11 protein-coding genes and 1 pseudogene are annotated in these 12,355 nt (G+C 70.2%); all 12 read right to left on the reverse strand.

The window, feature by feature from the left end:
• Nucleotides 1-67 precede the first annotated feature (67 nt).
• Nucleotides 68-1,342, reverse strand: coding sequence for an acyl-CoA dehydrogenase family protein (locus CIK81_RS15620; protein ID WP_114311624.1), 1,275 nt, complete (start codon nucleotides 1,340-1,342; stop codon nucleotides 68-70).
• Nucleotides 1,343-1,364: 22 nt separating this feature from the next.
• Nucleotides 1,365-2,198: an endonuclease/exonuclease/phosphatase family protein gene (locus CIK81_RS15625; protein WP_241964214.1), complete on the reverse strand. Its 834-nt coding sequence runs from the start codon at nucleotides 2,196-2,198 to the stop codon at nucleotides 1,365-1,367.
• 1 nt (nucleotide 2,199) lies between these two features.
• Complete coding sequence (gene dnaE / locus CIK81_RS15630) at nucleotides 2,200-5,766, reverse strand: DNA polymerase III subunit alpha (RefSeq protein ID WP_114311626.1); 3,567 nt, start codon at nucleotides 5,764-5,766, stop codon at nucleotides 2,200-2,202.
• A gap of 263 nt (nucleotides 5,767-6,029) precedes the next feature.
• Nucleotides 6,030-7,082, reverse strand: coding sequence for a hypothetical protein (locus tag CIK81_RS15635; protein ID WP_096164108.1), 1,053 nt, complete (start codon nucleotides 7,080-7,082; stop codon nucleotides 6,030-6,032).
• A gap of 42 nt (nucleotides 7,083-7,124) precedes the next feature.
• Complete coding sequence (locus tag CIK81_RS15640; RefSeq protein ID WP_241964215.1) at nucleotides 7,125-7,907, reverse strand: hypothetical protein; 783 nt, start codon at nucleotides 7,905-7,907, stop codon at nucleotides 7,125-7,127.
• 56 nt (nucleotides 7,908-7,963) lie between these two features.
• Nucleotides 7,964-8,890, reverse strand: a complete 927-nt coding sequence (locus tag CIK81_RS15645; RefSeq protein WP_096164107.1) for an RluA family pseudouridine synthase — start codon at nucleotides 8,888-8,890, stop codon at nucleotides 7,964-7,966.
• Nucleotides 8,887-9,528, reverse strand: a complete 642-nt coding sequence (gene lspA / locus CIK81_RS15650) for a signal peptidase II (RefSeq protein WP_241964216.1) — start codon at nucleotides 9,526-9,528, stop codon at nucleotides 8,887-8,889. The genes CIK81_RS15645 and lspA overlap by 4 nt, the downstream gene beginning before the upstream one ends.
• Nucleotides 9,525-10,229, reverse strand: coding sequence for a DivIVA domain-containing protein (locus CIK81_RS15655; RefSeq protein WP_114355875.1), 705 nt, complete (start codon nucleotides 10,227-10,229; stop codon nucleotides 9,525-9,527). Before CIK81_RS15655 ends, lspA begins: the two co-directional genes overlap by 4 nt.
• Before the next feature lie 122 nt (nucleotides 10,230-10,351).
• Nucleotides 10,352-10,642, reverse strand: a complete 291-nt coding sequence (locus CIK81_RS15660) for a YggT family protein (RefSeq protein ID WP_096164105.1) — start codon at nucleotides 10,640-10,642, stop codon at nucleotides 10,352-10,354.
• Nucleotides 10,643-10,648: 6 nt separating this feature from the next.
• Nucleotides 10,649-11,137 (reverse strand): cell division protein SepF, encoded by a 489-nt coding sequence (locus CIK81_RS15665; RefSeq protein WP_096164104.1) that lies wholly within the window; start codon nucleotides 11,135-11,137, stop codon nucleotides 10,649-10,651.
• Nucleotides 11,138-11,282: 145 nt separating this feature from the next.
• Nucleotides 11,283-12,017 (reverse strand): peptidoglycan editing factor PgeF, encoded by a 735-nt coding sequence (gene pgeF, locus CIK81_RS15670; RefSeq protein ID WP_096164103.1) that lies wholly within the window; start codon nucleotides 12,015-12,017, stop codon nucleotides 11,283-11,285.
• Nucleotides 12,014-12,355, reverse strand: a pseudogene (locus CIK81_RS15675) (hypothetical protein); the annotation flags it as partial. The gene pgeF and the pseudogene CIK81_RS15675, both read right to left, overlap by 4 nt.

Here is a 12,355-nt window from a genome sequence, read left to right on the forward strand (position 1 = left end):
GGGGCGTTCTGCATGCCGGAGGGGATGAGTGCGCAGGGCGCAGGCATGGCCGTCCCCGGACCCCGCTCTACGCCGTCTCTGCGGTCTCGCCGCTCTGTCCGATCTCACCGAGCAGCGCCTTCGCGTACGAGGCGTGCACGGACTCCTCGTCCGAGGGGTGGTACATCCCGGCGCGCACATCCCGGGAGAGTCGTTCCAGCTCGCTGCGGCGGAAGTACTGGGACCCGCCGCTGGCGCGCAGCACCTGGTCCACGGCGGCGATCGCGGCCTCGGTCGCCCGGGACTTCACCCCGGAGAAATGCAGGAACCATCGCGGCCCGTGATCGGTGATCCCTGCGCCGCTCTCCCCCGTCCCGAGGGCGTCGAGGTCCGCGAGCACCTTCTCGATCTGCAGCACGGCGCCGTCGAGCCCGATCGCGGCATCGGCCAGGCGCCACCGGATGTCGGGGTCGTCGGCGTGGGCGATGCCCTTGGTGACACTGCGGCGGGTGGTGGCGATCCCTGCGCCGACGGCGACCGCCCGTTCGGCGATGCCGGTGTAGACGGAGGCGATCAGCAGCTCGAAGGTGCCGAAGATCCCCATCACGAAGGGGTCGGGATTCGGGCCGACGGGCGTGTGCGTCAGCACCCGTTCCGGCGCGATCCGTGCGCCGTGCAGACGGGTGGTGCAGGACTGCGAGGGACGCATGCCGTGGGTGTCCCAGTCGTCCAGGGTCTCGACCTCGTCGGTGCGCTCCAGCACGCCGAACACCAGGCGGGGGTCCTCCGGGACGGGGCCGGCGGCAGAGCCGTCCGCAGCACCGTTGCCAGAGCCCTCGGCGGGCTCCTGGACGAGTCCGTGCACGACCAGGCGGTCCCAGACCGGCGCCAGGGAGGTGAAGATCTTGGTGCCGGTGAGGCGGTACCCGCCGTCGGCTTCCGTGTCGGCGCTGGTGCCGGAGTCGAAGAGCATGGCGTCGTTGCCCGCCTCGGAGATCCCGAAGGCGAACAGCCTGCCCTCGGCGGCGTCCTCGAGGATCGAGCACACGCTCTCCACGCCGAGGCGGTGGGCGTGCAGTGCGGCGCCGGTGACCACGAGGTGCATGTTCATCGACAGCGCAGTCGCCGGCGCGGCCCGGGCGAGGCGGCGTTGGATCCGGCTCGCCTGCAGCAGGCTCGCCCCGAGGCCTCCCAGCTCGGTCGGCACCAGCAGGCGCAGGTATCCGGCGGCGCGGAGATCCGCGAGATCGTCCGTGGGGAAGGTGTTCTCGCGGTCATGTCTCGCCGCACGGTCCCGGAAGGTGCTCAGCAGGGCATCGGAGAGGAAGATCGCGGGGTCCGCGACGGCATCAGCAGCAGTCATGTCCCCACGATAGTGGGACTGCTCAGGAACCGGCCCGGAGCCGCTGGAAGGTCGCGAGCAGGGGCCGATGATCCGAGGCGTGACTGGCCCCCACCTCGAGACCGGTCGCCTCGAGCGCGCCGCGCGACCAGATCGAATCGATCCGCAGCAGGGGCAGGCGCGAAGGGAAGGTCGCGCGCCCCGGGGAGCGCCCGAACGGGAGCGCTGCGGCGAGCTTCGCGGTGACCGGCGAGCGCGGCATCGCCCCGCGCAGGTCCACGGCGGCCTCCCGCCATCCGCCTGCGGACAGGGGGCCGAGCTCTGCGGCGGAGGGATCGGCGTTCAGATCCCCGAGCAGCAGGGCCGGCCCGTCCAGCGCCGAGGTGTGCTCGAGGATCCGCAGCACCTGGGCGGTGCGGTGGCCGCGATGCTCGTGATCGAGGTGGGTGACGTGCACCTGCAGGGGTTCCTGGCCCGCCGGTTGCACGGTCGCGGACAGCAGCCCGCGCGGCTCGTGCAGCGGCCCCAGGGCAGGGTGGCCGGGCAGCTGCCGCATCCGGTGGGCGGTGATCTCGTGCGGGGTCAGCAGCGCGAGCCCATACTGCCGTCGGTGCTGCTCACCATGAGCCGGCCCGTCGTCCGCCGCGTGGTCGATCGCGGCGCCGAAGCATCCGCGCAGCCCGAGCATCTCCGCCAGGCCCGCGGCCTGGTCCTCGAACGCGGAGCGCTCCCCGAAGGCCACGTCCACCTCCTGCAGGCCGATGACGTCGGCCCTCAGCCCGGCGAGCGTCTCGGCGATGCGTGCCAGATCGAGCCGGTCGCGGCCGTCGGCCCCGTGGTGGATGTTGTAGGTCGCGACCCGCAGCTGAGCGCTCACGTCACTGCAGGCAGCTGGGTCCGAGCAGCGTCTTGAGCGAGGCGTACAGGGCGGCCGACGGGTTCACGGAGAGGCGCTTGTCCAGCTGCATGAGCGTGCTGCGGCCGGGCTCCTGGAGTCGCAGGCGCACCTCGCTGGGCCCGGGGTTGTCCTCGAGCACCTCCCGCAGCTTCTCGGCGACCTTGGTGGTCGCGCGCATCGCCGGCAGCGCGATCACGACCGGACCGTCGGGACCGCCTCCGGTCTCCGGGATCGTCATCTCCATGACGCGCAGCTCGGGCATGCCCTTGGAGATGTCCACCCGCCCCTTCATCGAGACGATGAGATCCTCGGCCAGCTCCGTGGCGACGGTCTGGTACGTCGAGGGGAACATGAGGCAGTCGATCGAGCCCTCGAGGTCCTCCACGGTGGCGATCGCCCACATGTCGCCCTTCTTGGTGGTCTTGCGCTGCAGGCTCGTGATGAGACCGGCGATGGTGACCATGGTGCCGTCCTGGATCGCACCGTCGTCGGCCAGGGCGCTGATCGAGGTCGAGGAGTTCTGTGCGATGACGTGCTCGAGGCCGTACAGCGGGTGGTCCGAGACGTATAGCCCCAGCATGTTGCGCTCGAAGGCGAGCTTCTCCTTGCGATCCCATTCGGGCAGATCGGGGATCACGATGGTCGCCGCGGAGCCGGAGGCGACGTCGTCTCCCCCGGCAGCGCCGAACACGTCTCCGAACAGGTCGTACTGTCCCTGGGCCTCCTTGCGCTTGACGTCCACGACGGAGTCGACGGCGTCCTCGTGGATCAGCACCAGGGAGCGACGGTTGGCGCCGATGGAGTCGAAGGCGCCGCCCTTGATGAGCGACTCGATGGTGCGCTTGTTGCACACCGACAGCGGGACCTTGTCCAGGAAGTCCGTGAAGGAGGTGAAGGCCCCCTTCTCCTCGCGGGTCTTGATGATCTCCTCGACCACGTGCGCGCCGACGTTGCGGATCGCCGAGAGCCCGAAGCGGATGTCGTCGCCGACGGCCGAGAAGTACAGGTCCGACTCGTTGACGTCGGGCGGGAGCACGGTGATGCCGCGGTGGCGGCAGTCGCCGAGATAGAGGCCCAGACGGTCGCGGTTCTCCTGGGTGGAGGTCAGCAGCGCGGCCATGTACTCGGTGGGATGGTTCGCCTTGAGGTAGCCGGTCCAGTAGGAGACCACGCCGTAGGCGGCGGAGTGCGATTTGTTGAAGGCGTAGTCCGCGAAGGGCATCAGCGTCTCCCACAGCGCCGTCACGGCGCCCGCGGAGTAGCCGTTGTCCTTCATGCCGGCCTCGAAGGACGCGAACTGCTTGTCCAGCTCCGCCTTCTTCTTCTTGCCCATGGCGCGCCGCAGGATGTCCGCCTGGCCCAGGCTGTAGCCGGCGACCTTCTGCGCCGTCTGCATGACCTGCTCCTGGTAGACCAGCACGCCGTAGGTCTCGCCGAGGATCTCCGAGAGCGGCTCCTCGAGCTCGGGATGGATCGGCGTGATCTCCTGCAGCCCGTTCTTGCGCAGCGCGTAGTTGGTGTGGGAGTTCATGCCCATCGGGCCGGGTCGGTACAGCGCCGAGACGGCGGTGATGTCCCCGAACTGGTCGGGCTTCATCTGCCGCAGCAGAGTGCGCATGCCCGAGCCGTCCAGCTGGAACACGCCGAGGGTGTCGCCGCGCTGGAGGAGCTCGTAGGTCTTCTCGTCGTCGAAGGGCAGCATCTCCAGATCCGGAGGGGTCTTGCCGTTGCGCTCCATGTTCGCCACCGCGTCCGAGAGCACGGTGAGGTTCCTCAGCCCCAGGAAGTCCATCTTCAGCAGGCCGAGGGTCTCCAGCGTCGGGTACTCGAACTGGGTGATGATCTGACCGTCCGAGGGGCGGCGCATCATCGGCACGATGTCGACCAGCGGGTGGCTGGACATGATCACGGCGCAGGCGTGCACGCCCCAGCCGCGGGTGAGGCCCTCGACGCCCTTGGCGATCTCGACGACCTTCTGGACGTCGGGGTCCTCGTCGTGGATCCGACGGAACTCCCCCGCCTCCGCGTAGCGCTTGTCCTCGGGGTCGAAGATCCCCTTGATGGAGATGTCCTTGCCCATCACCGTCGGCGGGAGCGCCTTGGAGAGGCGGTCGCCCATGGCATAGGGGTAGTCCAGGACGCGGGAGGCGTCCTTGAGGGAGTTCTTGGTCTTCATGACGCCGTAGGTGATGACCTGCGCGATGCGGTCGTCGCCGTACTTGCGCTCGACGTACTCGATGACCTCGCCGCGGCGGCGGTCGTCGAAGTCGACGTCGAAGTCGGGCATGGACACGCGGTCCGGGTTCAGGAACCGCTCGAACAGCAGACCGTGCTCGAGAGGATCGAGATCGGTGATGCGCATGGCATAGGCGACCATCGAACCGGCACCGGAGCCACGGCCCGGCCCCACGCGGATGTCCTGCTCCTTGGCCCACTTGATGTAGTCCGACACGACCAGGAAGTAGCCCGGGAAGCCCATCTGCAGGATGACGCCGACCTCGTAGTCGGCCCGCTTCTGGACATCGTCGGGGATCCCGGCGGGATAGCGGTACTGCAGGCCGCGCTGAACCTCCTTGACGAACCAGGACTCCTCGTCCTCCCCCGGAGGCGTCGGGAAGTTGGGCATGTAGTTCGCGCCCTCGTCGGTGGTGCGGAACTCGACCTCGCTCATCTCGGCGATGCGCAGGGTGTTGTCGCAGGCCTCGGGGAACTCGCGGAAGAGCTCGCGCATCTGCTGCGCGGACTTCAGGAAGTAGCCGGAGCCGCCGAACTTGAAGCGGTCGGGGTCGTTCAGGCGCGAGCCGGAGTTGATGCACAGCAGGACGTCCTGGATGGTCGCATCCTGCTCGGTGACGTAGTGGAGGTCGTTGGTGGCGACCAGCGGCGCGCCGACGGCCCGGGAGACCTCGATGAGGTCCTTGGTCACGCGCTTCTCGATGTCGAGCCCATGGTCCATGAGCTCGATGAAGTAGTTCTCCTTGCCGAACATGTCCTGGAACTCGCCGGCGGCCTTCACGGCCTCGTCGAACTGGCCCAGTCGCAGGCGGGTCTGCACCTCGCCCGACGGGCACCCGGAGGTCGCGATCAGACCCTCGGAGTACTGCGAGAGGATCTCGCGGTCCATGCGGGGCCACTTGCCCATCTGCCCCTCGAGCGAGGCGGCCGAGCCGAGCCGGAACAGGTTGTGCATGCCCTCGGTGGAGCGCGACAGCAGGGTCATGTGGGTGTACGCGCCACGGGCGGAGACGTCGTCGCCGGCCAGCTGCTGCTCGCGGGTGCCCCACTGCACGCGGGTGCGGTCGTGGCGGCTGGTCCCCGGCGTCACATAGGCCTCGATGCCGATGATCGGCTTGATGCCCGCGGCCTTGGCGGTCCGGTAGAACTCGTAGGCGCCGAAGAGGTAGCCGTGGTCGGTGATCGCCACGGCCTTCTGCCCTTGTCGCACGGTCTCGTCGACCAGTTTGTCGATCTTCGCGGCCCCGTCCAGGAGCGAGTAGTCCGTGTGGACGTGGAGGTGCACAAAGTCTTCGGAGTCCGCGGGAGCCATGCCGTCCAGACTAGCCAGTCCCGGCGGCAGACATGCCATCCGCCAGCGTCGGGGAGGTCACCCGGCGCGTCCCGGCGCGTCGGCTCGACGGGCGGGGACCGCGGGACCGGCATGCCCCGGAGCACCGGCCCGGTGCTGACGGGTGCCGGCCGGTGCAGGCCGGTGCAGGCCGGTGCAGGCGGGGGCAGGCCAGCGCCAGCCGGTGCAGGTGGGTGCCGACCGGTGCCAGCCGGTGCCAGCCGGTGCAGGCAGGTGCTGCGGAGTCAGCGGCGGGGTGCGGCGACCTCGGCGTGCGTGCGCAGGATCGCCTCCGTGCTGCCATGGGGCGCACGACCGATGCCGCACTCGGTGGCGACGCCGTAGCCCTGACGGACCACCTCGGAGGCCGCGGCGATGCGACGCTGCGCGCCCTCGGCGCCGTCCTCACGATGGATCAGGCCGAGGTAGAGCTCGGGGACCTCGGTGAGCTCGGCGAGCGGTGCGAAGTACGCGTGGTCATCACGGTCGATCGGCACCGGCAGGTGCAGCCAGGACAGCTCGCGGCCGCTCGCATCGAGCACGGCATCCGCGACCCGCACGAGGGTCGCGGTGTCGGTCGGCTCGACGAAGTGCTTCTCCCCCGCGTCGCCGTAGCAGAGGTGCATCCCGACCTCGACGCCGGTCGGGACGGCATCGACCAGGGCGGCCAGGCGCGAGATGACGCCCTCGAGCACGTCCCCGGCCCACCAGTGGTCCATGAGGGCCCCGTAGCCGGAGGCGCCCTCGAGAATCCCCATCTCGCTGGCCACGTCCCATTGGATCGCGAGGTCCTCGTGCGGGATCGCCTCGAGGACGTCGTCGAGCTCCTCGAGCATCGCCTCGGTGTAGACGGGTTCGATGGCCGCTCTGTCCTCGCCGCTGAAGAATGAGGAGATCACGGCGACCGGTGTGGGCAGGGAGATCTGGAAGCGCACCCCGGCGGGGACCACGCCCTCCTCGCGGAGCCGGGTGAAGATCGCGTAGGACTCCGCCGCAGCGGCTCCGTACCCGAGCGCCGGGAGCGTGATGCTGCGGGCGTCGATGCCCTCGGCGAGGCGCAGGGGGCGGGCGTCGATGCCGGCGGGGAACGGGATCGGCTCGTCCCCCACCCGTTCGATGCCGTCGGCCTGTGCGAGCACGTCGGGCTGGAACATGATCCAGTGGAATCGCTTCCCGACCTCTCCGTCGGGGATCCGCGACACGTGCGCGCCGAGGATCTCGGCGACCGTGCGCATCGTCGTCTCGGCGTCGTCGTAGTTCACGCTGCCGGTGAGCAGGGCACCCTGGGGCTGAGTCATGCGCTCAGCGTACGACAGGCCCGCCTCGCACCGGCCGACCGGTCAGCGGTCGTCCCCCTCGGCCTCCGCCTCGTGCTGGCGGCGGGTCTCCGCCAGCAGCATGTCCAGGTAGTCGTGGACGTCCTCGTAGCTCAGCGAGCGCTCGTCGCGCCGGGGCGGGATCCCGCCCACGAAGGCGCCTCCGTGCCAGGCCATCGAGTCGTCCGGCAGGGACGGGTCGTCATCACGCCACAGGTCGATCGGGATCGCATGGGCGGCGAGGTCGCGCGCGATCTCGTCCGCCTGAGCGGGAGGCCCGGACCGCTGGAGCACCGCGACCAGCAGCGACTGCGCCGCCCAGGCCACGGCATCGTCGCGGGAGTCCTCGCCGGGGTCCACGGACTCCTGCACCAGGGCGATGTAGCTGCCGGCCAGCTCGTCGGCGCCGTCCTCGTAGTGATCCTTGGCGACCCGCAGGGCGACCCGGGGCACCAGATCGCGCGCCTCCCACAGCACTGCGGCGCCGACCAGCGCCATGCCCACGCCGGTCGGGAAGTCGGGGTCCCTCCCCATCGCGGTCGTGGGGGCTCGACCGGCGCGCAGCTCGTCGTCGGCTGCGAGATACTCCTGCACGCTGCGGGCGATGGCGGCACGGGCCGCGCCGTCATCGCGCAACACCAGCTCGGCGTCGGCCGGGTCGATGCCCAGGCGTCGGGCGACACGGAGGTAGGGAAAATCCTGACGGTCCAGGGCGGCATCGCGAGCAGGGCTCAGCGCACTGGGATTCTGCGCACCGGGGTCCTGCGGGCTGGGGATCTGCGCGCTGGGGATCTGCTCGTCGCTCATGACACGACCGTAGTCGTTCGCGACCCAGTCCCGCCCGCGCCTCCGGCGGGCCGGGATCAGACCGTGCGCAGGGAGTCGAGAGAGTCCTGCAGATCACGCGGGTACTGCGACGTGTAGGTGACGGGATCCCCGGTGGCGGGATGGAGGAAGGTGAGCTCCATCGCGTGCAGCCACTGCCGGATCAGCCCCACCTTCTCGGCGAGAGTGGGATCGGCGCCGTAGAGCGGATCGCCCACCAGCGGGTGGTGGAGGGCCGACATGTGCACGCGGATCTGGTGGGTGCGTCCGGTCTCGAGCTGGATCCGCAGGAGCGTCGCGCCGTGCAGCGCCTCCAGCGTCGAGTAGTGGGTCACCGAATGCTTGCCGTCCCGGCGCACCGCGAACTTGTAGTCGTGGTGCGGGGACCGCCCGATGGGGGCTTCGATGGTGCCCTCGGGCTGGTCCGGGGCGCCCTGGCAGACGGCGTGGTAGACCTTGCCGACCTCCCGCGCTCGGAAAGCGTCCTTGAGGGTCGTGTAGGCACGCTCCGTGCGCGCCACCACCATCAGTCCGCTGGTGCCGACATCGAGCCGGCTGACGATCCCCTGCCGGTCGGGATCGCCGGAGGTGCGGATGCTCACTCCGGCTGCGGCCAGGTGACCGAGCACGGTGGGGCCGGACCATCCGGTGCTGGGATGAGCGGCCACGCCCACGGGCTTGTCGATCACCACGATGTCGTCGTCCTGGTGGACGAGGCTCATCCCCTCGGCGATCTGGGGGCGCACCGAGGCGGTGGGCTTCTCGTCGGGCAGCTCCACGAAGATCATCGCGCCGGGTTCGAGCCGCGTGGAGCGGGCAGGGGCCTGGCCCTCGATGAGGACATGACCGGCGCTCACGAGATCGGCGGCACGGGTGCGCGAGAGGCCGAGCATCCGGGAGATGCCGACGTCCACCCGCTCACCGGCCAGGCCGTCGGGGACCATCAGGGTGCGGGAAGAGCTCACCGGGTCCCCTTCGGCGACTCGGGGTCGTCGGGCGACGCCACGGAGTCCGTGGGGCTCTCGCCCTGCGCCCGCGCTTCTGCTTCTGCATCCACCTCGGCCGGATCAGCGGCGTGGCCGATCACGCCGAGCAGCACGATGAGGAGCGCCCCGCCCACGACGGCCATGTCCGCCACGTTGAACACGGGCCAGTGCGGCAGCTCGAGGAAGTCCACGACCTCCCCGTGGAACGGGCCGGGCGGCCGCAGCAGGCGATCGTGGATGTTGCCCAGGGCGCCGCCGAGGACCAGTCCGAGGGCGAGCGTGTACCAGGGTGAGCGCACGGCACGCACGGCGAAGACGATCACACCGATGACGATCGCCACCTGCAGGCAGGTGACGACCGGGGTGATCCCCGAGCCCATCCCCCAGGCCGCCCCGGAGTTGTACAGCAGGGTCAGCTGCAGGAACTCTCCGAGGAACGGCTGCGGCACGAGCTCGTGGAGGTTCGCCTCGGCCCAGTTCTTCGTGAGCTGGTCGGCGACCGCGAGGGCGCCTCCCACCAGGAGCATGCCGCCGAGCACACCGCCTCGGGGCAGACGGCGACGAGCGCCGGACCCCGAGGGCCCGGCGCTCGTCGGCGTGGTGTCAGCGTGGCTCACAGACCGAAGTTCGCCTGCTTGTCCTGCGTCTCGCTGGTGTCGAGATCGCGGAGCTGGTTCTCCAGGTAGTTGCGCAGCCGGTTGCGGTAATCGCGCTCGAAGGTCCGCAGGCCCTCGAGCGTCTTCTCGAGCTCGGCCTTCTTGGTCTCGAGATCGGCCAGCGTGGTCCGGGACTTCTCCTCGGCCTCGCCGATGATGCGCGTGTGCTCCTCGTTCGCCTCGGAGATGAGGCGATCGCGCTCGTCCTCGCCGTTCTTGACGTACTCGTCGTGCAGACGGTTCGCCAGGGCGATGATGCCGGCCGCGGACTGATCCGGGGCCTGCTGGACGGGGGCTGCGGTCTCCGCAGCGGTCTCCTCGGCGGGAACGTCCTCGACAGCGGCCTGCGGGCTCGTCGCCTCGGGGTCCTGCGCCGCGGGCACGGCGGCGGCGGTGGCCGGGGTCTCCTCGACGAGGTCGTCGGTCGCGGAGCCCTCCGCGGCGACGGGCGCCTCGGCGGCCGGGGCGGAGTCGAGCTCGGCGATGCGGTGGTGCGCCTCCTCGAGCTCCTTGGTCAGTCGATTGTTCTCGTCGATCAGCTCTTGGAGGCGCGGCAGGATGTCGTTATCGAGGTAGTTGTCCACCTCGTCCATGTCATAGCCCTCGGAGAACCGAACCGGGGTGAACCGCTTGGACAGCAGGTCATCGGGCATCAGAGCCATGGGTCACCTTCTCGTCAGTCTGGGGTCGTGGTGCGCGTGGGGCGCGGTGCCGACAGCCTAGCGGATGTTGGGACCGCTCATGACGGCCGGCCGCACCGGCCATCGCGAAGTCAGATGCGCGGTCAGCTCGCGAGGGAGGACAGCACGGAGAGCAGGATCCAGCCCGCGACGAGCAGGATCATGAGGCTCAGATCGAGGACGATCGCGCCCAGGCGCAGCGGTGGGATCAGGCGCCGCAGCCCTTTCACGGGCGGGTCGGTCAGCGTGTAGACGACCTCGAACAGCACCAGCACGATCCCGCTGGGGCGGTACTCACGCGCGTAGGACTGGATCCACTCCAGGACCAGACGCCCGATGAGCACGATCATGTACAGCAGAAGTGCGAGGTACAGCACTCCGGCGACGAGCTGCATGGAGGGTCAGCTCTGGTTGTAGAAGCTGCCCTCGTCGGCAGAGGTGTCTCCGTCGACCTGGACGAACTCCGGCGAGAGGAGGAAGACCTTGGACGTGACGCGCTCGATGCTGCCGCGCAGACCGAAGACGAGGCCGGCACAGAAGTCGACCATGCGCTTGGCATCGCCGTCCTGCATGTCGGAGAGGTTCACGATGACGGGGATCCCGTCGCGGAACGACTCGCCGATGGCCTTCGCGTCGTTGTAGGAACGCGGATGGATCGTGGTGATGCGGTGCATCGACTCCTCCACTGCTGGGGCCATGGCCACGACGTTCGAGCGCTGGCGGATCGGAGTCACCTGTGCCTCCCGTTCGGGTGCGGGCTCAGGGCCTCGCTCCGTGCGGCGAGTCGGAGCGGCGACCTCGTCCTGACGGTACCGCTCGTCCTCGTAGAATTCGTCGTCGACCTCGTTGGCGAGGCCGAGCGCGACCATGGCGTTGCGCCAGTTACCCATCGCGGATCTCCCAGATTGTTGTTCACGCTGACCTGGACTCCGGGGAAGCACGGGGAGTGCGCGAGAGTCCTTGGGTTCGAAAGTACCGCAGGGATTTCCACGGGTACGGGATGTCGTCGGCGTGTCGCCACCGTGTCGTGCCCGCTCAGAGGCGCCGGATCACTCCCGCGAAGCGGCCCGTGCGGGCCTGGCGACGGTAGGAGAAGTAGGCCTCGTCCTCGAGAGTGCAGGGATGCTCGGCGTCGATCGCCTCCGCAGGGACGCCGGCCCGTGCGAGCAGGTCGACGGCACCGGCGCGCAGGTCCAGGGAGAGTGTCCCCCACCGGGTGCTCGATCTCGTGGCGGGCAGCACGGCGGCGGCGTCCTCTCGCATCGAGCCCGGCACCTCGTAGCACTGCCCGCAGATCGAGGGCCCGATCGCCGCGGTGGTGCCCTCCGGCGTCGCGCCGAGGTCGCCCATCGCCTCCAGGGTCCTCTCGAGCACCCCGCCGAGGAGCCCGGCCCGGCCCGCATGGGCCGCGGCGATCACGCCTGCGGACGGGTCGGACAGCAGCACCGGCAGGCAGTCCGCGACCATGATCGCGAGGGCGGTATCCGTGCGCCGGGTCACGGTCGCATCGGCGGTGACCACGGGCACCGGGCCCTGCGCGGGCAGGACATGCACCGTCGCGGAGTGCACCTGGTCCACGAACACCAGCGGGGCGCCGATCCGCTCCCCGACGAGCTCCCGGTTGCGCTCGACGACCGCGTCGTCGTCACCCACGTGCCGCGCGAGGTTCAGCGAGGCGAAGTCGCCCGTCCCCGCTCCTCCCGCGCGACCCGTGAACAGGGCGCGGGCCCCGCGAAGCCGCGGGGCCCGCGCCAGGGAGGCAGACGTCACTTCAGGAAGGACGGCAGATCGAGGTCGTCATCGTCCGACGGCGGCTCCTCGATGCGCGGGGGGCGCACCGGCTCCGGCTCCGGGGCGCGGGGCGCCTGCTGCGGCGGGACCTGCGACTGCTGGGGCCCGGTGTGCTCGTCCTCCACGTCCGCGGAGTCCAGGACCTCGGTCTCGGGCTCGCCCGATCCCGGGCGGGACGGCGAGAAGGTCTGCTGCGGCAGGCCCCAGGCACCGGGAGCGCCGGGGGCACCCGCACCGGCACCGCCGGCGGAGGCCTGACGCTGCGCACCGGTCTCGCCTCCGTGGTCGTGGGCATCGCCTTCCTCGCGACCACCTTC

Source organism: Brachybacterium sp. JB7, assembly GCF_003335205.1.
Lineage (GTDB): Bacteria > Actinomycetota > Actinomycetes > Actinomycetales > Dermabacteraceae > Brachybacterium > Brachybacterium alimentarium.